The organism is Brevibacillus massiliensis (genome assembly GCF_000311785.1).
GTDB lineage: Bacteria > Bacillota > Bacilli > Brevibacillales > Brevibacillaceae > Brevibacillus_C > Brevibacillus_C massiliensis.
On the sequence record NZ_HE978536.1, the window covers coordinates 512,866 to 539,092 of the forward strand.

Genomic DNA, 26,227 nt, shown 5'->3' on the forward strand with positions numbered 1-26,227 from the left:
AAAAAATCTCACAGATAACCTTACCACAGTTCACGTTTTATTGCGAATACATCAGTCATCTGATATAGTGAAAATGGTTTGTTTGGAAAGGTTCGGGTGGATTTGATGAAGAACAGGGTGCGCGTCCTCCACGTGATCGGCGGAGGAGAATTTGGCGGAGCAGAACAGCATATCCTCAACCTCCTTACGTCTTTGCCGAAAGATGAGGTAGAAGCGACTGTCGTCTGTTTTTACGAGTCCACCTTTGCGGCCAAGCTGCGGGAGGCAGGCATTCCCGTAGTCGTATTGGACCAGTACGGCCGCTTTGACTTTCGGCTGCTCGGCGGGTTAAAACGGACGATCGAACGATTTCAACCGGACATCGTCCACACGCACGGGGTCAAAGCCAATTTTTTTACGCGGTTGGCTGCCGGCAAAAGCAGGGCTCTCCTGATTACCACAGTCCACAGCTACCTGCGTTATGACTATACCAATCCGCTTGCCTATCTGCTCGTTTCTCTGATGGAGCGCGGCACGCGCGCTCGCAACGACCATTTTATCGCGGTCAGTCAGGCGATTCGCCAGATCCTGCAAAAAGAGGGAGTCGCTGCGGACAAGATCAGCCTGATCTACAACGGGATTCACATTGCCCGCTTTCGCCGCACGGAGCAGCGCCAGTCCGACAGGGAGCGGCTGTTCGCCGAATGGCAGCTGCCGCCGGAGGCATTTGTCTTCGGAACGGTGGCCCGCTTCGTCCCGGTAAAAGGGCTGCCGCTGATGATCGAAGCGTTTGCCAAGCTCTGTTCGCGCGATCCGGCAAGACCCTACCGCCTGGTGCTGATCGGAGACGGCCCGGAGCGGTCCGCACTGGAGCAGACGGCGGAGCGTTATGGCGTGGCCAAGCTGGTGCGATTCACTGGATTTCGTCAGGATATCCCCGCATGTTTGCATGCGTTTGACGCCTTTGTCATGTCGTCGATCCACGAAGGCTTGCCGTACACCATTCTGGAAGCTGTCGCCTCGGAAATTCCTGTCGCCGCAACGGCTGTAGGCGGGATCAAAGAATTCATCCAGAGCGGCGAGACGGGACTGTTGGTCCCTTCCGGCTCCGAGCGGGAATTGGCGGAAGCGATGTACAGCCTGGCGAACGATTCCGCTTTGCGCGCAAAACTGGTCAACGCATCATTGGCGCAGCTTGAGCAGACATTTACAATAGAGAAGATGGCTGCGAAGACGTACTCCTTGTACCAATCGCTGCTGCACAACCTGAGGGAAACAACGGGAGAGTGAACTCCATGCAAATATTGATTACCGGCGGGGCGGGGTTTATCGGTACCCATCTGGTCGACAGGCTGCTTTTAAACGGACATGCCGTTACCGTTATCGACAATGAGAGCACAGGCATTCGCAGCAACGTAGCAGAGGATGCCATTTATTACCAAATGGACGTGCGCGACCAAAAGATCGATGACGTATTCGCCCAGGTCAAGCCGGAGGTCGTCGTCCACCTCGCTGCCCAAAGCGTCGTTCCCGTCTCCATACGGGAACCGCAGCTGGATGCCGAGATCAATCTGATCGGCCTCTTGAACGTCCTGGAAGCCGCCCGCCGTCACGGCACCCGAAAAATCATCTACTCCTCTTCTGCCGCTGTGTACGGCGAACCGGCCAGCTTCCCCATTCGCGAAGAACAGGCAGGACAACTGCTCTCGCCTTATGCCGTCAGCAAGTTCGCCGGCGAGAAGTACCTGGCCGCTTATCAGCATCTGTACGGCCTGGCCTTTACGGTGTTTCGCTTTGCCAATGTGTACGGTCCCCGGCAATTGCCCAAGTCTGACGGCGGCGTCATCGCCATCTTTGCCGACGCCATTCAAAAGGGCCTGCCGCTGACGATCAACGGAGACGGGGAGCAAACCCGCGACTTCATTTACGTAGCAGATGTGGCAGAAGCCATTGAGGTTGCGTTTACCAAGGCGGACAACACCGTATTGAATTTGAGCACAGGCCTCCCCACCTCGATTAACGAGCTGATCGACGAGTTGGTCCGGCTGTCCGGCCGCCCCGTTGAACGGCATCACGCCCCCAATCGTCCCGGGGATATTCGCTTCAGCTATTTATGCAATGAGAAGATGGCAGAACAGTTGGAATGGACTCCGCGCTTTTCGCTGCGAGCGGGGCTGGAATTGACCTGGAATGCCATAAAGGGATGAAGGAAGGCAGCCCAAGACGTGAACTTCACGTTTTAGGCTGCCTTTTGCTTGACCGATCACGATTGTTTTTTGCCGTACAAGACGATCAGGTGCACCGTCACCTCCATCGCGTTCATCTCCATGACTTTTTGCAGCCGCTCTTCATCTGCCTGCCAGGAGAGCGGCGTCATCCTCACCAGATGCAGGGTGGCCGGGCGATCCAGCGTAACGATGCAGCGCACGCTCTCCCGATCGACGAGAGCAAAGTGTTCGCGAAAACGAGCTTCCGTATCTGCGCTGGCATCTCCCTGCCGACCCGTCTGACCGTAAAGCGCACTCCTCAATTCCTGCAGGTACCCGCTGCCGGGAATCACCTTGATGAGCATTCCGTCATCGGCAAGGATTCGCCGAAATTCCGCGTAGTTGGACGGCGACAACATGTTGAGCAGCAGCGGGAATTGTCTATCGGCAAACGGCGACCTAGCGATGTCCGCGACACACCAGATCGCCTGCGGATGTTCTCTGGCTGCGAGCAGAATCCCCTCTTTGGAAATATCCGCACCAACACCCAAAACCGGCGCTGACATCTTGCGGATGAGCTTCTCCCGAATCCTCGCGAGGTGAGATCCTTCCCCGCACCCGGCATCCGCTATTTTTATCAACTCGCTGCCAAAGCTGCCCTCTTGCGCGATCCGCTCGCTTATCCCTTCATGCAGCAGCTCAAAAAAGCCGCTGCTGCAGATCCGCTTACGGGATTCAAACAACTGTTTGTCATATTTGGCCTTGGCAGGATGGGACAAAAAGTTTAGATATCCCCGTCTGGACAGATCAAAACTGTGGCGGCGGGAACATTGCAGACTTTGCCCATCTGCCAGCTTCATCCCGCTCTGACAGATCGGGCAGCGAAACATCTCCTCATGCGCTGCTATCAGGCCTGCACTTCTCATCTTTTTGCTGTTTTTGGACACAAAAAAGCACCCCATTCATTCGTGGTCGGTGAATGAAAAAAGGCACAGTCAAATAACCCGATGCCAATTGAACGAAAAAATTGACCGGGTTTAGATGAACTGCACCTCTCATTACCGGAAACGAATGAATTGGATGATCATCTCAGCATACCCCTCACTGATCGCAAATGAAAAACAAGGGACATCTGCCCCTTGTTAGTATACAGCTTCCCTGCCGGAATGTGAATACGCTGCCCTGGCATGGGATGTATTACAGTTGATAGAAGCTGCCCAAGACAAAGTGCCTGGCTGAGCTGCATGCCTTCCCCGAAAACCGGACCAGAAACGGTCTTTCTCCGCGTTCGTCCAACGTTCGGGCGACAACACCTTCCCCCAGGGGACTGCACAGCAAAACATCTCCACCGTCACATGCGAGCGCCTGACAAACCGCTTGAAGCTCGCTGTCCGTATAAGGCTCCCCCGGCACAAGGCCAAACCACTCCTGCCAGCGGGCGGCCGTCTCCTCCAACTTCTGTACGGCGCAGGCCACGTACTCAATCCGCAGGCTGCCGGCGGGGTGTTGCGCTATGATCCGGCGTTCGGTCAAGTCCCGGCGCCGCTCATCATCCCCCTCGCCCCACTGGATAAAGAAGGGCAGCGGCAGGCCGCCCCGTTCACTTTCCACAAACAGCATCTGCCAGTGAATGATGCTGCCATCTGCACGGGTACGGCTTCCCAGGACCGGTCCCGTCACAGTTAGTCCCTTGCTCTGCATCTGCGAAGCCAAGCCCGCCATGTCGCTGGTCCGAAGCGCAATGCGCGACAGGCCTTCATTGTCCGGCAGATCAGCCGCAATCTGGCGGATCAGCCCGTTGCCTTGGACCTTTGCTGCCCTCTGCCGGTCTTCGATCGCCAGGAACTCCAGGTAGGTGAGATCAAAGTAACAAAGGCTGTTGTGCGTGCCCCAGTTTTCGTGCCTCCCGCCTGCGACGGCGCGAAGGCCCAGCCGCTCTATCGCTTGTACGGCTGTTTCCGGATGACTGTTGATAAAATGGACGAGATGATCAAGCGACAGCGAGGCAATCCCCTCCCTTTTTTCAGATCGTTACTTCCGTGCCGAGCTGAAGCGCCTTCGCCCGTTCGTAGACGGCTTGCGCGACTACGGTATCCAAACAGGCGATGCCGACTGATTTGTACAAGGTAATCTCGTCATTGGTTTCGCGTCCGGGCTTTTGACCCGCAACGATTTCACCCAGCTCCGCGTGCAGCAGCTCAAAGCTCCACTCCCCACTGGCTTCGGGGATCAGCAGATCACCCGCTTCGTGCTGTGCTCCTTCGAGCGTATCTACCACGATCTTCCGGCATTTTTGCAGTGTGACAAGATCCACTTCCCGCATGTGCGGCTGGTAGGCCCCGATCGCGTTGACATGCGTCCCGTTTTTCAGCAGATGGCCGTCAAATAGCGGTTCTGTAGACTTGGTGCTGCAGATCACCACATCTGCGGACTCCACCGCCTGGTTGGCATCTGCTGCAACTTCAATCTGCCCGTTCCAGTCGGGCTACAGCTCGCGGACCGTCTGTTTGAGCTGTTCCGCCTTTTCCCGCGTCCGATTGAACAGCGACAGCTTCCGCAGCTTCCGGACCTCCATCACCGCCTGAATCTGCCCGATCGCCTGAGCGCCGCAGCCGAGCACGGCGCATACCTCGGCATCCTCTCTCGCCAGGTACTTGGTGGCTACACCGCTGCTGGCGCCGGTACGCAGCACGGTCAAGTATGTGGCATCCATCAGCGCCACGTGCCGTCCTGTTCTGGCTTCAGTCAGCAGAATCACGCCTTGCAGCGCCGGCAGCCCTTTAGCCGGGTTGTCCGGAAAAATGCTGACCACCTTTGCCGCCACATAGTCCACAGGCTCAATGTAAGAAGGCATGTAGAGGGTGGTCGCTCCAAATTTTTTGTGCTCCACCCCTGTGCGTACCGGTGTCACCGTCTTTCCTTCGATCAGGTACGAAAACGCCTGCTCCACATCCCGCAGGCAGTCTTTCATCGCGTACATCCCGCGAATATCTTCTCGAGCCAAGATGAGCACGGCCCCCACCTCTTTTCTTTTTCGTTCAACTGTTTTCCAATTCCACGTCTTTCGTTTCCCCGATGCGGGCAACGGATACCAAGGAGATGATCCCGGTCAAAATCATGTAAAGCGCAATCGGAATCCAAGTATGAAATCTGTCAAGCAGGGCAGCAGCAATGAGCGGCGCCGTTCCCCCAGCCAGAGCGGCCCCCAGTTGATAGCCTAAAGAAACCCCGGTGTAGCGAACATTTGTGTTGAAAATTTCAGAAAACATCGTGCCCAGTACTGCGGTCACCGGAGCCCACAGAATGCCCAGGCCGATCACTGTCGCCAGAATCAGCCAGACGGCAGACTTCAGCGAGAGCAGGTAAAAGTACGGGAATGCAAATAGGATAATGGCAATCGTCCCGCCGATGTACAAGGGCTTCCTGCCGATTTTGTCGGAAAGCCTGCCCATCAAGGGAATCATGATCGTGGTAATCAGTGTGGCGATGGTCACCGCGTTTAGGGCGGTAACTTGTTCAAAGCCCTGGTACTTCGTCGCGTAGGCGATGACAAAGGTAGCAAAAATATAAAAAGGGCCGGTTTCCACCACTTTCGCCCCGACTGCGATCAGAACGGATTTCCAGTGGTAGCGCAGAGTTTGGACGATCGGTACCTTGACGATATCGCCGCTTCCTTTCGCTGCCTGAAACGCGGGGGTCTCATCGATTCCTTTGCGAATCCACAGACCGAAGAAGACGAGCAGGATGCTGAGAATAAACGGCAGTCGCCATCCCCATGAGATAAATTGCTCTTCCGGAAGCAGGCTCACGACCGAGACAGCCAGCGTTCCCAGCAGCATGCCGATGGTAACCCCCATTTGCGGAATGCTGCCGAAAAATCCGCGTTTTTCCTTGCCCGAATACTCCACCGCCAACAGCAGGGCTCCGCCCCACTCGCCTCCGATACCAAGCCCTTGAATCAGGCGCATGGCAACCAACAAGATGGGAGCCCATACTCCGATGGAATCGTAAGCAGGCAATAAGCCAATGAAAACCGTAGCGCCGCCCATCAAGGACAAGGTCAACACCAGTGTCTTTTTCCGTCCGATCTTATCGCCGATATGACTAAAAATAATCCCGCCCAGCGGACGAATGAAAAAAGGCAGCGCAAATGACAGGTACGACAGCAGCAGGCCGACAATCGGGTCAAAGTTGGGAAAGAACAGTTTGTTAAATACCAGCGAAGCCATCGTACCGTACAAAAAATAGTCAAACCACTCAATCGAACTCCCTACCAAGCTCGCCACCAATGCTTTGGCGGTTGTCCTTTTGGAAATCTCCAGCTGAATTTGAGCCATTTCTGCCCTCCTTATCCTATTGTCCTGAAAATTCTAAATTAACTTGCAGACATTCGTCAAGCTTGATTTGCCATATTTGTAGTAAAATACAGGAAAAGACAATGGATTCGAATGAGGAGTATCTGTAGCGGCAATAAAGCTGCTCGATTTAAAGGGAATATTCTGCTTTTTCTCCCGGCTTGGCCTATGCTAAGATAGTAATGTGGTTCCAGAATAAGGAATATCATTGGAAAATTCAAACTTGAATGAGACTAGGTGAGACTTTTGAGTAAATCAATGGCTTGGCTGTTTTTGATTCTGGCAAACGTTTTTTGGGCCGGCAACTACATCTTTGGCAAATTCGTAACCGCAGAGGTTTCGCCGCTCGGCATTACCTTTGCCCGCTGGCTGCTCGCCCTGTTTTTGCTCTTTCCCCTTGCCTTGTGGATCGAAAAACCGGATTGGCGGCAGGTGAAAAAAGCGTGGCTGCCGCTCGCCGTTCTGGGTTTGACCGGGGCCATCGGCTACAACATCACCCTTTACGCCGCGCTGAAATTCACGACGGCGACCAACGCCGCGCTCGTCAATGCTCTCAATCCCGCACTGATCGTGTTATGTTCTGCATTCCTGCTTCGCGAGCGCATGGCCAAAGCGCAGATTGGCGGCTTCCTGCTGTCGCTGATCGGCGTGCTCTTCATCCTGACGCAGGGCAGCCTGTCACGGCTTTTATCGACGGATTACAACAAAGGGGATCTGTTGATGCTGGCCGCGATTTCATCCTGGACGTTATACTCTCTGCTGATAAAAAAGCTGACGAACATTCCGCCGATTACAGCGACAGCCGTCTCTTCCCTGATCGCCGTGTTCATGATGCTGCCCTTTGTCGCCAGCAGTCCTGTTTTTATCCAGCCGATCGGAACCCGGTCTGTGATCGGTATCGTGTATATGGCCGTGTTTCCCTCCGTCGGTTCCTATTTGCTGTGGAACTTTTCGCTGCGCACTGTCTCAGCCAGCCAGGCGGGCATAACGCTCAACCTGATACCCGTCTTTACCGCGCTGATCGGCATCACCATCGGAGAGCAAGTGACCGTCGCACAAATCCTCGGCGGCTTGCTCGTCTTCGCCGGCGTTACCCTGACATCTGTCTCCCCTGGCCGTTGGCGGCTGAGCCGCGGGAAACGGAGCGAGTCGCTGTTGCGATAACCGCTAACCGCTGGGAACGAACAATATTGGATTACTTTCTGTGAAAAGTCGGTGCGATTTTGCAGCAGGAGGAATGAAGGATGGCGGATGTTCGATATCGCCCGGGAAATTACGGCATCGACGCACCCAACGTCGTACGCAGCCTGATCCTCCTCGGAATTGGCTGCCTTGTTCTTGGCGTTGCGTCGTTTTACGTTTTTCCGGAAAGATTGCATTGGCTCGGCGCCGCAATCGGCACGGTTTTGTCGCTTTCGTTCCTGATCCTGCTCGCCGAATCGCTGTACATGGTATGGAGCAGCAAGGTTGGGAAATACCGCATGCGGGAGACATTGCTCCATTTCATCAATCTGCGCGGAGACGAGTTGCTGCTCGACGCCGGATGCGGCCGAGGCCTGGTCTTGAACGCAGCCGCACGCAGATTGACGACGGGGAAAGCGTACGGCATCGACATTTGGAACAAGCAGGACCAATCGGGCAACGAACCGGAAGTGACCAAGGAGAACGCCCGGTTGGAAGGGGTAGCCGAGCGCGTAGAAGTGTTGAACGGAGACATGCGAGCCATTCCGTTTCCCGACGGTCATTTCGATGCGGTCATCTCCAGTCTCGCCGTCCACAACATTTCCAATCGCGAGGAGCGGCGCAGGGCGCTGGGAGAAATGATGCGGGTATTGAAACCGGGCGGCCGATTGGCCATTCTTGACTTTCAGAATGTGCGGGAATACGCTGATGCGCTCCGCGAGCTGGAAGCACTCGACGTCCAAATCTTCGGGCCGTATTGGTCGATGTTCCCCCCAGTGCGGATCGTCGCCGGACGCAAAAAATAATGCGGCAAAAAAGGGCTGCAGCTGTAAAATGGAACAGGCCCTTTTGAACGGCGCTAGACCAATTCATGCCGCAGGTGCGATAATAGAAAAGTAAAAAACAGGCGAACAGGAAGGTTGTGCATAGCATGAAGCTTTTCATTTCTGCAGATATGGAAGGGATTTCCGGAATCGTCGACCCGACTTACATAGATCCGAAGTACGGAGTCAACTACGAACGGGGACGCCGATTGATGACCGACGATGTCAATGCAGTCGTTGAAGCTGCCGTGGAATCCGGAGCGACAGAAATCATCGTCACGGACAGCCATTCGAGAATGAACAACATCCTGATCGAACACCTCCATCCGAAGGCCAGACTGCTCTCCGGCTCGCCGCGCGACCATTCGATGATGCAGGGACTCGATTCCTCGTTTGATGCTGCCTTCTTCATCGGCTACCACACCAGACACGGTGTACCGGGTGTGCTTAGCCATACAATGGGACGCCCGATCAGAAATCTTTACATCAACGGCCGGGTCATGGGTGAATTCGGCTTTAACGCTGTCTGCGCCGGATTGTACGGCGTGCCGGTCTGCCTCGTCTCCGGCGACAACCTGGTCGCAGAGGAGGCCAAGGAGCTCATTCCCGGCATTGCGACCGCAGTCGTCAAATACGCCCACTCCCGTACCTCGGCGCTCTGTCTGGCGTTGGAGGAAAGCCGGCAGGAACTCAAGCAGAAGACAAAAGAAGCTCTCGCAAAAAGGGCACAGCTCTCACCCGTCAACGTGCAGGTGCCGCTCACCTGCAAAATCGAATTTTCCCACGCCGGGGAAGCCGAGATGGCGGCGATCGTGCCCGGTTCCATGTATGAGACCGGCTCGTCTGAGGTCACCTTTGTCGCGCAGAATCAATCGGAGCTGTACCGCACGATGCGGGCGATGCTGAATCTGGCCGATACGGTTCAATTTACCTAAACATAGGAAAGGACGCGGAGAAAAGTCCCGCGTCCTTTTTGCTTTGGCGAACATGGGTCATGGAAACCGGGAAAAATGGGCTCGCTTCGTTCGTGGCACGCCGACAGGGAAGCGGCACTGTCCGTCTGCACTCCAAAAAACGGCACGTCGCCCAAAAATGACTGGTAGTGTTTCAACGTAGAATTTGGTCGACAAGCGTGTGCCGTTTTTTTCCGTTCCGACTGGGTAGGCGTGCCAAGGCCTGCGCTCGCTCCATTTTTCTCGGTTTCTCGGCTGCTTCAGATGAATCAAACCCTTTTTCTTGCCAGAAACAGGTAAATCAACAAGAGAGAAACCATCACACCCGCGGTATCGAGGACCACGTCGACAATCATCCCGGTACGGCCGGGGGTAAACGTCTGGTGCCACTCGTCGAGCACGGCCGCAACTACCGCGAAGAGGCCGCTCCACGGCAGGGCTGCATGTGCCGGGCAAACATGTCGGAGCAGTCGGAAGGCAAAAAACGTAAGCAGGGCAAAGAAGGTGAAGTGGGTCCCTTTCCTGACAAAAAACTCGAGAAACCCGGCCACCCCGACATTCTCGACACTGATCTCCTTCGCTCCGTAGCGAAAAGAAATGTCACCCAGCTGTTGTATCGCCTGCTCATTATCGACAAACTTATCAATCGTCTGGCGCAAGTCCTGTTTTTCGTACGGCATCTCAGACGAGACAAACAGCCCGACGACCAGCAGGAGCAGCAGCAAAGCATCCCGGAACTGGCGTCTTGTCAAATCCGCACCACTTTGACCTGTTCATCGACGTGGCGGGGAATGCGGTTTTTCGTATCCATCAGGACTGGGTCTTGGCCCATTTGCTCGGCGACTTTTGCCCAGTCCAACTCAAGAAATTCCTGCTGCACCGCAGTCAACAGCAAGGCATCGGCTCTGTTTACAGTTTCTTCCAACGAATCCTTTTTGTGCGGGTAGCGGGTAGGAACCGCAGGATCGTAAGAACGAACCTCTGCTCCGCAGGATTGCAGCAATTGGATCAAATCGTGGACAGGGCTGACGCGGTCGTCGTTGGACATGTCTTTCATGGCTAGTCCCAGTACGGCGACCCGGCTGCCTGCCAGTTTTTTTCCCGCCTCGGCTAAAGCCTGCTCCAGCATCCGGGTCAGGACACGGGGAACTCCGTCGTTGATCTGCCTTGCCGTCTGCAGCAAGTGAAGGTCCAAACCCAATTCTTTTGCTTTGGGCTGCAGGTAGTAGAGCGCGTTGGGCAAGCAAAATCCGCCCACCCCGGGTCCCGGCGTCAGCAGATTTACCCGGGTGTGTGTATTGGCCACTTTGATCATCTCAAATGTGTCGATGCCAAACGCTTCGGCAAAACGGGCAAACTCTTGGACCATGGCGATGTTTACGTCGCGCTGGATATTTTCAATGACTTTGGCCGTCTCCACGACGCGGATACTGGAAATTGTTACCTCTGTCTCGCTGATAAACGAAAGGAGTTCCTTCCCTTTTTGCGCACTCTCTTCGTTCAGGCCGCCAAGCACCAGCGGCATATGGATAAACTCTTCGAACGCACGCCCTTCCGCGATGCGCTCCGAACAGTACGTCAAATAAAAATCAACTCCTGCCGTAAGTCGGCTGGTCTCCTCCAGGATCGGCAGGATCATCTCCTCCGTAGTCCCCGGCACTACCGTGCTGCGTATCATCACTGTGTCTCCCCGTTTTAACACGTTCCCCAATGATTGGGCACAGCTTTGCAGGGGGCGCAGATCCGGGTCGCCGCTGCGGACAGGCAATCCGACGGTGACGATGTAGTGGTCTACCGTCCGGGCCGCTTCTTCATAAGACGTCGTAGCGCGAAAGCGGCCGGCCGCCAGCTGTTCCCGCAGGATTTCCGGCAGTGTCTTTCCCTGGTACGCTTCCAGGTGGTGAGAGCGGCCCGCGTTGATCTCTTCGACCACGCTCGGCAGAACATCCACTCCGATCACCTGCGCTCCTTTCATGGCGTAAGTGAGAGCCAAGGGCAAACCGACAAAGCCAAGGCCCACAACAGCAACACGTACGGGCTGGGTCTTCATTGCATATCTCCTCTTTTCCCTGATAATCGCTCGTTTAGCTTTGTGTCAAGACCGCTGTGCTGCTCATCGATTGCGGCACAGGAGCAGGGGTAGATGGTACTTTGGGTAAATAGTAGAATACGTAGATGGCTCCCGCCGCAAAAAACAGCAGACAGAAGACGAACAACACCTTGTACAGGACCTGCAAGGTGATTTCCTCCCCTCATTGGTCGTCAGGCAGGTGCCCGGCAGCGCGAATCCCTGCCGCCAACTGTTAATTATACTGGTGTTTTGCGAAAAAAGGTAGAGAACCCGACTTATTTCGACAAACAGACAGTAAGCGGCCCCTGCACGTAAAGCTGGCAGGCCAGCCGATACCCTTGGCTGAGGGCATCTGCGCCCAGGCGGTAAGCCTCTGTCTCGCTGATGGGTTCGGCTGAACCGTCGGGAACGCTCATCACGAGACGGCAGGTGGTGCATTTTCCCGTCGTGCAAAAAAACTCTACAGGCAGATTCGCTTTGACCATTGCCAACAGCAAGTTATCCCCTGGTTTGACGAGCAACTCTGTCCGCTTGTCATCCTCCATTACGGTAACGACGATATCCGCTTCCGCCATGTGTCCCTCCTCCTTTTATCCGGTATCGCTCTACAGTTTGAGGCTGGCACCGACAATGTAGGAGAATCCGATGGACAGAACCATGGAGAGAAAGCCGACAGCACGGTTGTCCCGCTCAATTTCGGCATCCACATGAAAACTGGGCGTCATAAATTCGAAGACGAAGTAGCTGACCAAGAGCAGCAAAAAACCGAATGACCCCCATATCAGCGCCTGTCCGATGCTGTCGTGATGCTCGATGGAAAAGCGGAAAATGTTTGCGATGCCAAATACCTTTCCGCCTGTAGCCATCGCCACGGCGATATTGCCTTTTTTGATCTCTTTCCATACCCTGTATTTTGTGACCAGTTCAAAGATGGTCAAAAAGAGGATCATCGCCAGACCTGTAACCGCAAAATAGGCGGCGGTCGCAAAATACGGATTAGCCAACAACATTTTCACGCGCTTTCCTCCCTTGCCCCGAATGCCCCATTTTTCGGCGGCTTACTTCAGCTCAACAATCGTCGCGCCGACTCCGCCTTCTCCCTGGCCGCCCAACCGAAACGACTTGACGCTTCGGTGGCTGCGGAGAAACTCGTGTACGGCTTTTCGCAGTACACCGGTACCGTGACCGTGGATGATCGATACGGAGTGAAGGCCAGCCAGCAAGGCTTCGTCCAGGTACTGATCGATCTCAAGCAAGCCGTCCTCTACGTTGTAGCCTCGCAGATCCAGTTCCATTTTGACGTTGTTCCGCCGCGATTTTACAGCGGTGTACTGTAGCTGCGGCTCGGCTTTGACCGATTGCAGCAGGTTCATATCCTCCCGCTTCACCTTCATCTTCATAATGCCGATCTGAACCAGGTACTCCTTGTCTGACACCTTTTCCAGGATCGTTCCCTTTTGTCCGAAGCTGGTCACCATCACTTCGTCACCTGGTTTCAGCTGTACAGCGCGGACAGCCTTGGCCGGTTTGGCGACTTTTTCTCTTTCCAGCGGAAGTACGGCATTGCCCAGCCGCTTCTTGGCTTCAATCAAGCGATGTTCTTTCACCTCGATGCCATCTGCCAGCATCCCGCGCAGTTCGCGGATGATGCTGTTCGCCTCTTCCTTGGCCAACTGAACGGCGAGCCGCGCTTCCTCCTCCGCTTTTTCCAGCAGGGCATTTTTTTCTTCGGCGAAACGCTCCCGTTCCTCCTGCACAAGCTTGCGGAGCTCTTCCGCCTCCCGCCTGAGCTGCTCGGCTTCCCTGCGCTCCCGCTCAGCCTTTTTGGTATTTCGCTCCAGGGAAGCGATCATCGATTCCACCTGGTTTTCTTCCTCGCTGATCGAGCTGCGGGCGGCTTCGATGATCTCCTCCGGCAAACCGAGCCGTTTGGCGATGGCAAAAGCATTGGAGCGGCCGGGAACCCCGATCAGCAGGCGGTAGGTCGGACGGAGGGTCTGCACGTCGAACTCGACGCTTGCGTTGATCACGCCGTCGCGGTTATAGGCGTACGCTTTCAGCTCACTGTAGTGCGTGGTCGCCACCAACCGGGCGCCCCGCTGCACCACGTGGTCGAGAATGGCCATAGCCAGTGCGGCCCCTTCGGTCGGATCAGTCCCCGCGCCCAGCTCGTCAAACAGCACCAGGCTGCGTTCATCTATCTGGGACAGAATGCGGATAATATTGGTCAAATGGCTGGAAAAGGTAGACAGGCTTTGCTCGATCGACTGCTCATCACCGATGTCGGCGTACACAGAGGAAAAGACGGCTACCTCGCTCTCTTCCTCAGCCGGGATGTGCAAGCCGCTCATCGCCATCAGCGACAAGAGGCCGATTGTCTTGATCGAGACGGTTTTCCCCCCTGTATTCGGACCGGTGATGACAATCGCCGTATAGCTGCCGCCCAGCTCCACGTCAATCGGGACGACGATGTCTTGGGCGATCAGCGGATGGCGCGCTTTTCTCAGCCGGATGAAGCCCTGATCGTTCAAGCGGGGGCTGGTCGCTTTCATCGCGACCGAAAGCAGCGCACGGGCGAAGATAAAATCAAGTTCGGCCAGCGCTTCGATGTTTCCTTGCAGCGGCTCCATCACCTCGGCTACCCTGTTGGTCAAAGCCAGCAGGATGCGCTCTATCTCCCGCTCCTCCTTAAGCCGCGACTCACGCAGCTTGTTGTTCATGGAAACAATTGCCTCCGGCTCGATGAACAGGGTCGCTCCCGAAGCAGACTGATCGTGCACAATCCCGCCGAAAACGTGCCGGTACTCTTGTTTTACGGGGATCACGTACCTGTCGCCGCGAATTGTAATGATGTTTTCCATCAGCATCTTTTGGTAAGAACTGGAACGAATCATCTGTTCGAGGCGTTCCCTGACCCGTGCCTCCAACCCGCGGATTTCCTGGCGGATGCTGCGCAGCTCCGGGCTGGCGCTGTCTACGATCTCGCCGTTTTCGTCGATGCAGCGTCGAATCTCCGTTTCGATCTCGCGCAGCCCTTCGATATTTTCCGCCAGCGCCTGCAGCAGCGGAAGCGGTTCTGTCTGGCTCACATCCAGCAGGAACTGCTTGAGGCGCCGTCCGGAGAAGATGGTACTGGCTACATCGAGGAGCTCGGAGGGCGACAAAATCGAGCCGAGCCTGGCGCGCTGGATCGGCCCACGTATATCGCGGATGCCCCCGAGCGGGACGCTGCCTTTTACGCGCAGCACCGTGCTCGCTTCATCGGTTGCCTGCAGGGCCAGCCGCACTTCCTCTATATTTGTAAACGGCCTGGCATTCCCAGCCCGTTCCTTCCCCAAGAGAGAGGATGCCTTATCCACCAGTAAGGCGATTACCTTGTCGTATTCCAATGTCTTCAACACGCGCTCCACAAAAAGAAGCCTCCTTCGGCGATTCATTCCCCCATTATAACACTTGCCGCTTTATCTGACCATGAAGCGGCCAGAGGCGAAGGAGATGGCCGATTTCCTGAATTTACTAGTTCTCCCCTTACATACTAACAGAGAAAACAAGCCACAATGAACTTGAAGACCTAGCCCATTAAGGAGGAGTAACGATGACTATCCTACGCCACGTAATCCGCTTTATTGTAGCGGCCATCGTGTTAATGTTCGTCGGCTTCCTGGTCCCTGGATTTTCCATCACCAGCTTTTGGACAGCAATCTTGGCGGCAATCGTGATCGCATTGATCGGTTGGGCGATTGAAGCCATGTTTGGCGAGCGGGTATCTCCCTTCCACCGCGGGATTGTCGGTTTTTTGGTAAGTGCCGTAGTCATCTACCTCACACAGTTTATCGTCCCTGGCTTCCATGTAACCATTCTCGGTGCGCTGCTCGCATCCTTGGTCATCGGTATTATCGACTTGTTTATCCCGATCAAGACGCACATGGATTTTCGGGGCGGGGACGCGGGCAACCGCCAGAATACCTAATCTGACCAAGGTACCGCAGGATGCCATGTGAAAGGCCCGGGCTTCAGACAGCCCCGGGCCTTTTCACAGCTCTAATCGGAATGTGCCGCACGAGCGGACTGCCGGTGGATCATTCCGGCCATGTAACCGGCGCCGAACCCGTTGTCAATATTGACGACCGCCACTCCGGTCGCGCATGCGTTCAACATGCTGAGCAGCGCCGCCAAACCGTGGAAGTTGGCACCGTAACCTACGCTTGTCGGCACGGCGATCACCGGGACGTCGACCAGTCCGGCGACCACACTGGCCAACGCTCCTTCCATCCCTGCCACACAAACAATCGCAGTCGATCCGCGGATTTCATCCAGCCGCTGAAACAGTCTGTGGATTCCCGCCACACCGACATCGGCAATCACGCGCGCTTCCGCCCCCAGACAGCGAATCGTCCAGGCCGCTTCCTGGGCAACAGCCCAATCGGATGTTCCGGCGGCGACTACCGAGACGTACCCGGGCGAAACCGATTCGAGCGGACGATCGCTCCAGATGGCCATCCGGGCGTCCGCGTGATACTCCACCATCGGCAAGCGCTGCGTGAGCACCTCTGCTTGCTCTGGCGAGACGCGTGTCGCCAGGACAATCGATTGATGCTCCATCAGCCGCTCAAAAATGGCGACAAGCTGCTGCTCTGACTTCCCTGCCGCGAAGATCACTTCCGGAAATCCGGTCCGCTTTTCCCGGTCAAGATCGAGATTGGCAAAACCGAGGTTGCTTACAGCCCACACCTGCTCCTCCGCCTGTTCAACACTTAGCGAGCCGCTGCGCACCCGTTCTAAAATATCTTTCAGCTCAGCCATGGTTTTCTTTAACTTCCTTCTCCAAGATGGTATTCATGCTGCCGGTCTGATAGCCAAACAAGTCCAGCGTGACATAGCTAAAACCGATTTCCCGCAGCGTCTGGTCGATGTTCTTGTACTGTTCCAACACCTTTGGAAAGTCGCTTGGCATCACTTCGATGCGGGCAATTTTATCGTGGTGGCGCACCCGTACCTGGTGGAAGCCGAGACTCAGCAGGTAGCCTTCCGCTCTGTCAATCTGGTCAATTTTTTCCAATGTGATTTCTGAACCGTAGGGAATCCTCGACGACAGACAGGCGAATGATGGTTTGTTCCACGTCGGCAGCCCCAGTTCCAGAGAAAGCTGGCGAATTTCTTCTTTGTACAGCCCCGCCTCCTGCAGCAGGCTCCGCACCCCGCGCCCGGCCGCAGCTACTCTTCCCGGACGGTAGTCGCCGAGATCATCCATGTTGGCCCCGTCGCATATGACAGCGTTCCATTCATTTTCCAGCGCCATCTGGCCAAGGTGTTCATAAAGTCCATCCTTACAATAAAAGCAGCGGTTTATCGGATTGGAGACGAAATTCGGGTTTTCCATCTCTCGGATTTGAGTCGTCACCAGCCGGGCGTTCAGGCGCTTTGCCAACTGCTTGGCAGCTTCAAACTCCCGCGTCGGAAAGGTTTCCGAAGCGGCCGTTACGGCGATCGCTTCGTCGCCAAGCTCCTGAACGGCCCGGGCCAGCAGAAACGTACTGTCGACCCCGCCGGAAAAAGCGATTACCACTCTCTTCAGCTCTCTTAAAATCGCGCCCAGCTTGGCATCCTTTTCCTGAATGGTCAAACGACTGGCCGCTTCGATCAACTGCTCTTTGGTCGGCATGGCGGTCATCGCGGCAACTCCCCCTTCTTCGCCAGTTCTGTAGTCTGTATCATGTTTCAATATCCCTTATTATACTTTGTCGGGTCGTCATGCGCACGTGTTTAAGTGCGAAGCGGCTCATCCGGGGTCAAACGCCTATCTCCCGGCAATACGCCGATAGATCCGCAGCAAGCCGCTGACCGTTCGATCCCAACTGAATTTCGTCAGTACGCGGTATCTGCCGCCCGATGCCAATTTTCTATATACTGCGGGAGACGAGAGGATGCGGTCGATCGCCCAGGCGTATGCAGCAGGATTGGCATAGGCTTTGACCAACAGACCGCTCCTGCCGTGTGCGACCGCTTCGCGATTGCCGCCGCGACTCGAGGCCACGATCGGAACGCCGGAGGACATCGCTTCCAGGCTGACGAGCGGCAGCCCTTCGCGAAGGAGCGACGGACAGACCACGACATCCCCCAAGTGGTAGGCATCTGCCATCTTGTCTGGCGGCAGGTAGCCGGTAAAGCGGATCGGCACGTTCAGTTGTTTGGACAAGGAGCCGACTTTGCGCATGTACGCCGTCTGCCGCTGCACCCCGGGCCAGGAGGAGCCGACCGCGACCAGTCTCACTTTCGGATAGCGCCGTTTCAACTGTGCGACTGCCCGCACCAGCGTGTGCAGCCCCTTGCCGTGCACGATCCGGCCAACGAATAGGATGTTGCAGGAACCCGGCACGCCCCGCTTCAGCCGGAGCTTTTGCTTCATGCTGGCAGGCTGCGGACGAAACGCATCGGTATCGACACCGTTTCTGTTCGTGAAAAACTTCCTCCGGTATTTCGGAAAACGCCGCTTCATCGTTTGCGTGACGAACGAAGAGACCGATACCACTGCCCTGACCCGGCTTAAGATCGAGTCGGCCTGCTCCCGCGACAGAAGCGACATGTAGGTAAGCGAATGCAGCGACAAGACGATCGGCGTCTGCGGAAACGCCCTTGCCACATGGGTGACAAAGCTTGGGCGGTTTTCAATTTGGATAAGGTCGAAGTGTTTGCCTCGAATTTTGCGAAGAGCAGCCATCAGATAAGAAGAACGTCCCGCCTGATTGATCCGGACAATCTTGCCGGCTCCTCCCGCCAGCGTGCTTTCGCGCGGCAGCCGCCGATGTGCCCGGCAGAGAATCGTTACCTGGGCCTTGCCAGCCATTCTGCGAAAGATATTGTAAATACAAGTTTCCACGGACCCTCCCTTGATCGGGGGGACAGGAAGCTGCTCGGGCGCAATCACCAGAATCCGCACAGTGACCCCTCCTCTTTCAAGTTGCCATATTATATGAAGAGAAGGATAGATGCCACGAGGGCATCCGCCACGTCATGAAAAAGAGAGGCGTTTGCCTCTCCTTTCGTAACGGTTATGTTTTGTCGTTATCCGCTGCATCCTCTTTCAGGATCTTCAACAGGTCCTCGTACTCGCGACGGAGTCGAAAGTATTCATCAGCAATGTTTACGGCAGTCAACACGGCAATTTTAGTCGTATCCAAGCGGGAATTTCCGTGACCGATCTCGTTCATTTTGTCGTCGACGTAGCCCGCCACCATGCGCATATGGTTGATGCTAGCCTTTCCGCTGAGGCGATATTGCTGGCCAAAAATGTCTACCGTAACACGGTTTTTTTCGTCATTTTGCACGATGGCCTCCCCTCCCAACGACGACCGTTGCTTTCCCCTCTAAGGTTACTGAAAATGACAGTACTCGTCAAGATTATCCTCAACTGCGCAGCTCTGCACCTGTTTTCTCGGCCAGTACCGACACGACGTGATCTGTTGCCTGTTGGACTTCTTCATCCTGGAGTGTCCGGTCCGGATGGCGGTACGTCAATGAAAAGGCCAGGCTCTTCTTCTCCGGCGCAATCCGCTCGCCGGTGTAGACGTCAAACAGCAAAACGGACTCCAAATACTCTCCCGCCTCTTCCCGTATCAGCTGGGTCAGCGCTGCTGCCGGTACCCGGCGGTCAACGACAAAGGCCAGATCGCGTCCGATCGCCGGGAATTTGGGAAGCGGCCTGTACTCATTGAAGCTCTTGGCATATGTCCCCAGTTTGGCCACGTCAAGCTGGAATACGTAGGTTTCGTCCAGGTCGTACGCTTTTTCTGTCGCAGGGTGGATCTGGCCGACGAAGCCGATCAGCACTCCTTGAACGAGTACGTCTGCGGTCCGCCCGGGGTGCATCCCGCTGCGTCCTTCTGACGGCTGATAGTCAACATCTGTAATCCCCAGATGGGTCAACAGGGAGTCGACCAGCCCTTTTGCCAGGTAGAAATCGACCGGCTGTTTTAGGCCCAGCCAGTTTTGCCGCACCCAGCAGCCGCTGAGCAGGCCGCCGAGGTATAATCTCTCTTCCGGCAGTCTGGACAGCTTCTCCTCTTCGCTGAGGAAGACGCTGCCGAGTTCAAACAGCGCCAGATCGTGGTTCTGCCGGTTTTTGTTGTAAGCAGCGGTCTGCAGCAAGCTTGGCAGGAGGCTGGTGCGGAGGACGCCGTGTTCCTCGCTCATCGGCATCGCCAGCGGAATCGGCTTGTACGACTGCTCGTGCAGGCCGGAGACGTTTTCGCTCTGTTCCGGATGGACCAGTACGTACGTGATCGTCTCCGACATCCCGGCACCGATCAGATGGTGGCGAATTGTCCTGCGGATTTTTTGCTCCCGCGTCAGCGTCCCCTGCGTATTCTCACCGCTTGGCAGGCTGGTCGGGATGTGGTCGTAGCCGTACAGACGGGCCACTTCTTCGATCAAATCCTCGGGCAGGGTAATGTCGCCGCGCCGGGTTGGAACCGTCACCGTCCAGATGTCATCGGCCGTTTCAAATGGAAACTGCAGGCGGGTGAAGATGTCGCTTACTTCTGCCGCCGTCAGATTCGTGCCGAGGTGACTGTTGATTTTGTCCAGAGATACCGATACCACGGCAGGTTTTTTCCGGACCACGGTACCGCCGGCTACCCCTTTCGAGACCGTCGCCCCGGCCAGCTGCTGGATCAACAGCGCTGCCCTGTCGCAAGCGGGCGATACGCGCTGCGGGTCGACGCCTTTTTCCCAGCGGACACACCCTTCCGTGCGCATCCCCAGCATGCGGGCGGAACGGCGGATCGACTGTGGCGTGAAGTAAGCCGCTTCCAGGATGATTTCCGTCGTATCGGAGGTAATTTCCGAGTTGGCTCCGCCCATAATCCCGGCAATCGCCAGGCCCTTTTCCCGGTCGGCGATCACCAGGGTCTCTTCATCCAACTGCCGCTCTTGATCGTCCAGCGTCGTCAGCTTCTCCCCTGCCTTGGCGAGACGGACGACAATGCTGCGGTCATGGACACAGGCAGCGTCGAATGCGTGCAGCGGCTGGCCGTACTCCAGCATGACGTAGTTGGTGATGTCGACCACGTTGTTAATCGGCCGGACGCCTGCTGCCATCAGCCTGTTTTTCAGCCACTGCGGCGAGGAGGCGATTTTTACATTGGTAAAGTGGCGGCCGGAGTATTGATAGCAATGGTCGGCTGCCTCGATTTCGACGGTCACGGGATTGGCTTCGCCGTCTTCTGTCACATCGTTTTGGGGCAGGATGACCTCTTTGCCGAGGATCGCCGCTACTTCGTAAGCGACGCCCAGCATGCTCAGGCAGTCGGAGCGGTTGGGGGTCAGGCCCAGTTCCAGCACCGTATCGTCCATCCCCAGATAAGAGACCGCATCCATCCCTACTTCCGCGTCAGGAGGAAGCACCATGATCCCTTCCTGCTGATCTTTGGCCAGCAATTTGTCATTTAATCCCAGTTCTTTTGCCGAGCAGATCATCCCCTGCGACTCTACCCCGCGCAGTTTGGAGCGCTTGATGTGGACGCCGCCGGGCAGTTTTGCTCCCACGAGCGCCACTGGCACCTTCTGTCCCTTGGCTACATTGGGCGCGCCGCAGACGATCTGCAGATCTTCTCCCTGGCCGGCATCGACGATACAGACGTTTAGGCGGTCCGCGTCAGGGTGTTTGCCGCACTCTTTGACATAGCCGACGACCACATTGGAGACGCCGCCGTTGCGGGATTCCACCGCCTCCACTTCCACGCCGCTGCGGGTCAGCAGTTCCGCAAGCTGCTCCGGGCTGATTCCGGACAGGTCAACGTATTCTTTCAGCCAATTGTACGATACTTTCATCTCTTCTTCTCCTTTCTAAAACCGGTTGAACTGACGCAGGAAACGAACGTCATTGGTGTAAAAGTGGCGAATGTCCTCAATGCCGTACCTCAGCATGGCGATCCGCTCTACGCCCATGCCGAAGGCGAAGCCGCTGACTTCTCGCGGGTCGTATCCGCCCATCTCCAGTACGCGGGGGTGAACCATGCCGGCGCCGAGTATCTCGATCCATCCCGTATGCTTGCACATCCGGCAGCCTTCTCCGCCGCAGATGACGCACTGGATATCCACCTCGACGCTCGGTTCCGTAAACGGGAAAAAGCTGGGCCGCAAGCGAATCTGCTGATGGGCGCCAAACATTTGACGGGCAAACGTAAGCAGTGTCCCTTTCAGGTCGCTCATGCTGATCCCCCGGTCAATCACCAGTCCTTCAATCTGGGTGAATTGATGGGAATGGGTCGCATCGTCGTCATCGCGCCGGTATACTTTTCCCGGGCAGATGATTTTCACCGGCGTCTTGCCTGCTTTGCTGAGCATCGTCCGGGCCTGTACGGGAGAGGTTTGCGTCCGCAGCAGAATTTCATCCGTAATGTAGAAGGAGTCCTGCATATCCCGGGCCGGATGGTCTTTGGGCAGGTTGAGCATTTCAAAGTTGAAGTGATCCAGCTCCACTTCCGGCCCTTCGGCGACTTCGTAACCAAGGCCGATAAAGATGTTTTCCGCTTCCTCGATAATCCTGGACAGCGGATGCATCGTTCCCGTGGCAATCGGTCTGCCTGGCAGGGTCACGTCGATTCTCTCCGATGCCAGCTTGGCGTTCAGCACAGCCGCTTCCAGTGCTTGCTGCTTATCGGCAAACGCTGTCTCCAGCACTCCGCGAACCTGGTTCACCAGTTGGCCGACTTTCGGGCGCTCTTCTGCCGAAAGGCTGCCCATCCCGCGCAGAATCTCGGTTAATTCTCCTTTTTTTCCCAAATACTTGACGCGCAGCTCCTGCAGCTGTTGTGCGTCCGTCACTTGTGCCAGTTGGGCAAGCGCTGCTTGCTTCATGTTTTCCAAGCGTGTTTGCACGTTTGATCGCTCCTTTTCTGAAAGAAATAAAAAAACCCGCCCCAAAAAAGGGACGAGTCGGCTCGCGGTACCACCCTGCTTAGACAAAACACTGTTTGTCTCACTTGCTCATCGATAACGGAATGATCCGGTACCCTCCTACTTGCCGCCCGAAGGCTTTTCAGAGGTCAGCTCCGGAGGGAATTCCACAGGCCAGGCACGTAAAAACGCTCTCAATCTCCGGCGCTTTCTCCCTGTAAGGCCGTCTTTCCTGTGTACTGGTCTCCATCAACGCAGTCTGCTTTTCCATTTGTTCGTACTTTTTGGCACATTATATCGCATGCGGCCGCACTTGTAAAGGCCACCTGATTGTCTCCCGGCTGCCGGGTCAGGCAAGGCGCTGCCGCCTTGCTTCGTAGAGGATGACGCCAGCCGCAACCGCGGCATTGAGCGATTCCGCCTGGCCGCTCAAGGGGATGTGCACCTTGTGCGTCGCTTCGGCCAGCATGCCGTCCGAGACGCCGCGGGCTTCACTGCCGATCACGATCGCTGTTTTGCCGCGGTACAGAGGCTCATCATAGGACCGGCTCGAAGGGTCCAATGCCGTAACCAGCAGGCTTGCTCCGGCCGCTTTCAGCAATCCCGTCAGCTGGTGCAGCTCACGGGCAAACACCGGCAGGCGGAAGATCGACCCCATCGTCGCGCGGACAACCTTGCCGTTGTACAAATCGACGCTGCCGCTGCCGATCACGACAGCGTCGACGCCGGCCGCTTCCGCCGTGCGGATGATCGTCCCGAGATTCCCCGGATCCTGCACGCCGTCGAGCAGCAGCAGCAAAAAATCGCGATCCGCCTGCGTATCCCACCAGCGATCCCAGTCGGCCGAATCCAGCATCACCTCTGCGACGATGCCCTGGGGTGTCCGGGTTTCACTCAGCTTGGCCATCACGGCAGCGGACGCGGCGATTTGCCGTACGTTCCGCCCGGCCAACGCTTTGGCTACGACAGGGTCAATCCCTCGTTCGCTGTCGTAGATAACCGCTGTCACCGCCTTGCCGGAGCGAAGCGCCTCTTCGACCAGGTGAACCCCTTCCACAAGGAAGCTGCCCTGCTCTTCCCGCCCTTTGCGGCTGTGCAGCTGGCACCAGCGCTTTACTTGCGGATTCTGCACAGAGGTTATCGTCACCCCAGCCATTACGCCTTCTCCTCAAATTCTTTCAGATCCTTGTTGTGGCCGATGACGACAAGGATGTCGTTCGCCTGGATCAGATCGTCCGGCGCGGGGGAGATATTGAAGCTCTCGCCGCTTTTGATCGCGATGACGTTCACCCCGTAGCGGGCGCGGACGTCCAGTTGGCGGAGGGTCTTCCCGACCATTTTGGCAGAAGCGACACTCTCGATGACACTGTATTCTTCGGCCAATTCGATAAAGTCGAGGACATTGGCGGAAATGAGGTTGTGTGCGAGCCGCATGCCCATGTCCCGCTCGGGAAAGACGACGCGGTCCGCCCCTACTTTGTACAGCACTTGCCCGTGACGTTCGTTCTGCGCTTTGGCCACGATCTTCTTGACTCCCATCTCCTTCAAGATGAGCGTCGTCAAGATGCTCGCCTGGATATCGTTTCCAATCGCCACGACGACTACGTCAAAATTGCGAATGCCGATTTCCTTCAAAGCGTTCTCGTCGGTCGAATCGGCCGCAACGGCATGCGTAACGTATTGGATATTCTCGTTGATCCGCTCTTCGTCTTCGTCAATCCCCATCACTTCGTAATCCATCTCATACAAGGTACGGGCCACACTGGAACCGAAGCGTCCCATCCCGATGATGGCAAACTGTTTGGTCGACATCGATCTTTCCACTCCTTATATCCCGACAATTGCGTCGCAAGCATTATACCATATCCTTTTTCCGCCACAAAAGGCGAATCGCAGCCGGCAATGTAATCCATACTATACAAAGCAGACTGACCTTTTATGAGAGGAGCAAAACACGATGAATATCAACCAGCTCGACCTCCGCCAGGCCATCATGTACAAGATGCAGGGTTCCACAGCCAGCGATGTGATGGATACGATCAACGATGCGGTAACCACCGGCCAGGAAAAAATCTTGCCCGGACTGGGCGTGCTGTTCGAATTGCTCTGGCAGCACAGCGATTCCGCGGAAAAGCAGCAGATGGCAGGTACGATTTCCCAGTACATCCCAGCCCACACCAGTTCGCCTGTAGGAACGTAAAACGAAACAAAGAAAAACCCGTCTTGCGCAAAAGACGGGTTTTTGCTTGGGCAAGGCCAGCAGGTTCACGCCAGACGGAGCTGCAAGCCTGCCGATTATTCGTACGTCCGCAGGGCCTTTACCTGCTCTGCATCCAGCCGCTTGACGAGCGCGACCAGGATGCTGACGAGGTATTCAAAATCATCGTAGTGAAGGATCGACGCGTGACTGTGGATGTAGCGGGTGGCGACAGACAGAGAGACGGCCGGTACACCGCTGCCGACGAGGTGCATCGGGCCGGCATCAGTCCCCCCGCCCGGAACGATGGCAAACTGATACGGGATCTTCTCCGCTTCCGCTGTGCTGATGATCAGGTCCCGCAGCCCGGAGTGGCCGATCGTCCGGGCATCGTAGAGGGTAAGTTCAAAACCCGCTCCGATCTTGGACGCCGACTGGTTGGGACTGATGCCCGGCGTGTCGCCGGCGATTCCCACATCGACGGCGATCGCAATGTCAGGCTGCAGAGTCTGGCCGACGGTCTGGGCTCCGCGGGTGCCCACTTCCTCCATGACGGTTCCGACGCCAAACACCGTGTTGGGGTGATCCACGCCTTTCAGGCGCTTCAGCACTTCGATTGCCACGGCGCAGCCCAGCCGGTTATCCCAGGCTTTCGCCATCATCAGCTTTGGATTTTTCAAAACGGTAAACGGGCAGACGGGAATGATAGCATCGCCGGGCCGAACGCCGAACTCTTCCGCTTCTTTTTTGCTGGAGGCGCCGATGTCGATAAACATGTCCTTGATCTCGACGACTTTTTTTCTCGCTTCCGGAGTCATCAAGTGGGGAGGAACCGATCCGACCACACCGTCCACCATGCCCTGCCGCGTCTGCACCTGGACGCGCTGGGCCAGCATCACCTGTCCCCACCAGCCGCCTAAGGTTTGAAATTTGATAAAGCCGTCATCGGTGATCTGGGTTACCATAAAGGCCACTTCGTCAAGATGGCCGGCGATGACGATGCGCGGGCCGTCAGGGTTTCCGGTTTTTTTGGCAATCAGGCTGCCGAGTCCGTCATAACTGATCTCATCGGCATAAGGCGTTATGTACTTGCGCATCACATCGCGCACGGATGATTCCATACCGGGTGCTCCGGGGGCCTCCGTCAGTTCGCGAAACATCTCAAGCGTTTCATTTCCCATTTTATACCATCCTTTCCATTTATTAACTTACCAAAGATACCAAATCCCTGCGGCCTGAAGCAAAAAAAACAACGGAATACATGTAAGAAAGGAAGCGTGCCTGCTTTTGTGATGCACCAAGACCATCCCTAAGCCAATGCCCGCAGCGCCGCCCAACAGCCCGGTCAAGAGCAGGCTCTTTTCCGGCAGGCGAAACTGCCTGCGCCTGGCTGCCCGCTTGTCGATCGCCATCAGCGCAAAAGCGTAGCCGTTGATCGCGAGAAGCCCGCAAAACAAAGGCAGATGTCCACCGATTGATACGCTCCACAAAATCAACAGCCATCCAAGCAGCAGGACGGCCGTGCGCGTCCGGACGTGTGCCCGCAGCTTTTCCCCCATTTGC

26 protein-coding genes, 1 pseudogene and 1 other annotated feature are annotated in these 26,227 nt (G+C 56.1%); of the genes and pseudogenes, 7 read left to right on the forward strand and 20 right to left on the reverse strand.

Annotation, left to right across the window (positions count from 1 at the left end; translation table 11 throughout):
- The first annotated feature begins 105 nt into the window (after positions 1 to 105).
- Both HGBM_RS06380 and HGBM_RS06385 read left to right on the forward strand, forming a co-directional pair.
- Positions 106 to 1,269 carry a glycosyltransferase gene (locus HGBM_RS06380; protein ID WP_019120257.1) on the forward strand — a complete coding sequence of 388 codons (1,164 nt, stop codon included), beginning with the start codon at positions 106 to 108 and terminating at the stop codon, positions 1,267 to 1,269.
- A gap of 5 nt (positions 1,270 to 1,274) precedes the next feature.
- Positions 1,275 to 2,186: an NAD-dependent epimerase/dehydratase family protein gene (locus tag HGBM_RS06385; protein WP_019120258.1), complete on the forward strand. Its 912-nt coding sequence runs from the start codon at positions 1,275 to 1,277 to the stop codon at positions 2,184 to 2,186.
- Between the two features lie 56 nt (positions 2,187 to 2,242).
- Here HGBM_RS06385 and HGBM_RS06390 read toward each other — a convergent pair whose 3' ends face one another.
- From HGBM_RS06390 to HGBM_RS06405, 4 genes and pseudogenes are all read right to left on the reverse strand, one after another.
- On the reverse strand, positions 2,243 to 3,133 hold the full coding sequence (locus HGBM_RS06390; protein ID WP_019120259.1) for a putative RNA methyltransferase: 891 nt from the start codon (positions 3,131 to 3,133) through the stop codon (positions 2,243 to 2,245).
- Positions 3,134 to 3,383: 250 nt separating this feature from the next.
- Positions 3,384 to 4,196, reverse strand: a complete 813-nt coding sequence (locus HGBM_RS29385) for a VOC family protein (protein WP_026074245.1) — start codon at positions 4,194 to 4,196, stop codon at positions 3,384 to 3,386.
- A gap of 13 nt (positions 4,197 to 4,209) precedes the next feature.
- A pseudogene (locus HGBM_RS26805) lies at positions 4,210 to 5,199 on the reverse strand (ornithine cyclodeaminase family protein).
- A gap of 25 nt (positions 5,200 to 5,224) precedes the next feature.
- Positions 5,225 to 6,523 (reverse strand): MFS transporter, encoded by a 1,299-nt coding sequence (locus HGBM_RS06405; protein WP_019120263.1) that lies wholly within the window; start codon positions 6,521 to 6,523, stop codon positions 5,225 to 5,227.
- Between the two features lie 264 nt (positions 6,524 to 6,787).
- On the opposite strand from HGBM_RS06405, the gene HGBM_RS06410 reads away from it, so the two are divergent.
- The 3 genes from HGBM_RS06410 to HGBM_RS06420 all read left to right on the forward strand — a co-directional run bounded on the left by HGBM_RS06410 (position 6,788) and on the right by HGBM_RS06420 (position 9,482).
- The gene (locus HGBM_RS06410; RefSeq protein ID WP_026074246.1) at positions 6,788 to 7,705 is read left to right on the forward strand and encodes a DMT family transporter; all 918 of its coding nucleotides are present in this window, start codon (positions 6,788 to 6,790) and stop codon (positions 7,703 to 7,705) included.
- Between the two features lie 80 nt (positions 7,706 to 7,785).
- Complete coding sequence (locus HGBM_RS26810; protein WP_019120265.1) at positions 7,786 to 8,529, forward strand: class I SAM-dependent methyltransferase; 744 nt, start codon at positions 7,786 to 7,788, stop codon at positions 8,527 to 8,529.
- 125 nt (positions 8,530 to 8,654) lie between these two features.
- Positions 8,655 to 9,482: a M55 family metallopeptidase gene (locus tag HGBM_RS06420; protein WP_019120266.1), complete on the forward strand. Its 828-nt coding sequence runs from the start codon at positions 8,655 to 8,657 to the stop codon at positions 9,480 to 9,482.
- A gap of 287 nt (positions 9,483 to 9,769) precedes the next feature.
- Here the strand turns inward: HGBM_RS06420 and HGBM_RS06425 are convergent, their stop codons facing one another.
- The 6 genes from HGBM_RS06425 to HGBM_RS06450 form a co-directional block, all read right to left on the reverse strand.
- Entirely contained in the window at positions 9,770 to 10,252 is a 483-nt protein-coding gene (locus HGBM_RS06425) for a VanZ family protein (RefSeq protein ID WP_019120267.1), read from the reverse strand.
- Complete coding sequence (locus HGBM_RS06430) at positions 10,249 to 11,550, reverse strand: nucleotide sugar dehydrogenase (protein WP_019120268.1); 1,302 nt, start codon at positions 11,548 to 11,550, stop codon at positions 10,249 to 10,251. The genes HGBM_RS06425 and HGBM_RS06430 overlap by 4 nt, the downstream gene beginning before the upstream one ends.
- 34 nt (positions 11,551 to 11,584) lie before the next feature.
- Positions 11,585 to 11,737: a hypothetical protein gene (locus HGBM_RS30245; RefSeq protein ID WP_019120269.1), complete on the reverse strand. Its 153-nt coding sequence runs from the start codon at positions 11,735 to 11,737 to the stop codon at positions 11,585 to 11,587.
- Between the two features lie 109 nt (positions 11,738 to 11,846).
- Complete coding sequence (locus tag HGBM_RS06440; RefSeq protein ID WP_019120270.1) at positions 11,847 to 12,146, reverse strand: 2Fe-2S iron-sulfur cluster-binding protein; 300 nt, start codon at positions 12,144 to 12,146, stop codon at positions 11,847 to 11,849.
- 30 nt (positions 12,147 to 12,176) lie between these two features.
- Complete coding sequence (locus HGBM_RS06445) at positions 12,177 to 12,581, reverse strand: DUF350 domain-containing protein (protein ID WP_390620956.1); 405 nt, start codon at positions 12,579 to 12,581, stop codon at positions 12,177 to 12,179.
- A gap of 48 nt (positions 12,582 to 12,629) precedes the next feature.
- Positions 12,630 to 15,008, reverse strand: coding sequence for an endonuclease MutS2 (locus HGBM_RS06450; protein ID WP_035286482.1), 2,379 nt, complete (start codon positions 15,006 to 15,008; stop codon positions 12,630 to 12,632).
- Between the two features lie 158 nt (positions 15,009 to 15,166).
- Here HGBM_RS06450 and HGBM_RS06455 point away from each other — a divergent pair, with 158 nt between their 5' ends.
- Positions 15,167 to 15,541 (forward strand): phage holin family protein, encoded by a 375-nt coding sequence (locus HGBM_RS06455; RefSeq protein WP_019120273.1) that lies wholly within the window; start codon positions 15,167 to 15,169, stop codon positions 15,539 to 15,541.
- A 71-nt stretch (positions 15,542 to 15,612) separates the two neighbouring features.
- Here HGBM_RS06455 and larB read toward each other — a convergent pair whose 3' ends face one another.
- The 8 genes from larB to HGBM_RS06495 all read right to left on the reverse strand — a co-directional run bounded on the left by larB (position 15,613) and on the right by HGBM_RS06495 (position 24,279).
- Complete coding sequence (gene larB / locus HGBM_RS06460) at positions 15,613 to 16,374, reverse strand: nickel pincer cofactor biosynthesis protein LarB (RefSeq protein WP_019120274.1); 762 nt, start codon at positions 16,372 to 16,374, stop codon at positions 15,613 to 15,615.
- On the reverse strand, positions 16,367 to 17,242 hold the full coding sequence (larE, locus tag HGBM_RS06465; protein ID WP_019120275.1) for an ATP-dependent sacrificial sulfur transferase LarE: 876 nt from the start codon (positions 17,240 to 17,242) through the stop codon (positions 16,367 to 16,369). The genes larB and larE overlap by 8 nt, the downstream gene beginning before the upstream one ends.
- 126 nt (positions 17,243 to 17,368) lie before the next feature.
- Positions 17,369 to 18,508: a glycosyltransferase family 4 protein gene (locus HGBM_RS06470; RefSeq protein ID WP_019120276.1), complete on the reverse strand. Its 1,140-nt coding sequence runs from the start codon at positions 18,506 to 18,508 to the stop codon at positions 17,369 to 17,371.
- A gap of 112 nt (positions 18,509 to 18,620) precedes the next feature.
- The gene (zapA, locus tag HGBM_RS06475; RefSeq protein WP_019120277.1) at positions 18,621 to 18,896 is read right to left on the reverse strand and encodes a cell division protein ZapA; all 276 of its coding nucleotides are present in this window, start codon (positions 18,894 to 18,896) and stop codon (positions 18,621 to 18,623) included.
- Between the two features lie 79 nt (positions 18,897 to 18,975).
- Positions 18,976 to 21,399: a phenylalanine--tRNA ligase subunit beta gene (pheT, locus tag HGBM_RS06480; RefSeq protein WP_019120278.1), complete on the reverse strand. Its 2,424-nt coding sequence runs from the start codon at positions 21,397 to 21,399 to the stop codon at positions 18,976 to 18,978.
- A 15-nt stretch (positions 21,400 to 21,414) separates the two neighbouring features.
- Positions 21,415 to 22,449 carry a phenylalanine--tRNA ligase subunit alpha gene (pheS, locus tag HGBM_RS06485; protein WP_019120279.1) on the reverse strand — a complete coding sequence of 345 codons (1,035 nt, stop codon included), beginning with the start codon at positions 22,447 to 22,449 and terminating at the stop codon, positions 21,415 to 21,417.
- A 45-nt stretch (positions 22,450 to 22,494) separates the two neighbouring features.
- Positions 22,495 to 22,729 (reverse strand) — a binding site (T-box leader).
- Between the two features lie 87 nt (positions 22,730 to 22,816).
- A complete protein-coding gene (locus HGBM_RS06490; RefSeq protein ID WP_019120280.1) occupies positions 22,817 to 23,623 on the reverse strand; it encodes a TrmH family RNA methyltransferase in 807 nt (268 codons plus the stop codon).
- Entirely contained in the window at positions 23,623 to 24,279 is a 657-nt protein-coding gene (locus HGBM_RS06495; protein WP_019120281.1) for a potassium channel family protein, read from the reverse strand. The genes HGBM_RS06490 and HGBM_RS06495 overlap by 1 nt, the downstream gene beginning before the upstream one ends.
- Before the next feature lie 145 nt (positions 24,280 to 24,424).
- Here HGBM_RS06495 and sspI point away from each other — a divergent pair, with 145 nt between their 5' ends.
- Entirely contained in the window at positions 24,425 to 24,667 is a 243-nt protein-coding gene (gene sspI, locus HGBM_RS06500; protein WP_019120282.1) for a small acid-soluble spore protein SspI, read from the forward strand.
- 95 nt (positions 24,668 to 24,762) lie between these two features.
- On the opposite strand, the gene HGBM_RS06505 is transcribed toward sspI, so the two are convergent.
- A complete protein-coding gene (locus HGBM_RS06505; protein ID WP_019120283.1) occupies positions 24,763 to 25,845 on the reverse strand; it encodes a M42 family metallopeptidase in 1,083 nt (360 codons plus the stop codon).
- A gap of 27 nt (positions 25,846 to 25,872) precedes the next feature.
- The gene (locus tag HGBM_RS28845; protein WP_019120284.1) at positions 25,873 to 26,223 is read right to left on the reverse strand and encodes a DUF1294 domain-containing protein; all 351 of its coding nucleotides are present in this window, start codon (positions 26,221 to 26,223) and stop codon (positions 25,873 to 25,875) included.
- Positions 26,224 to 26,227 lie beyond the last annotated feature (4 nt).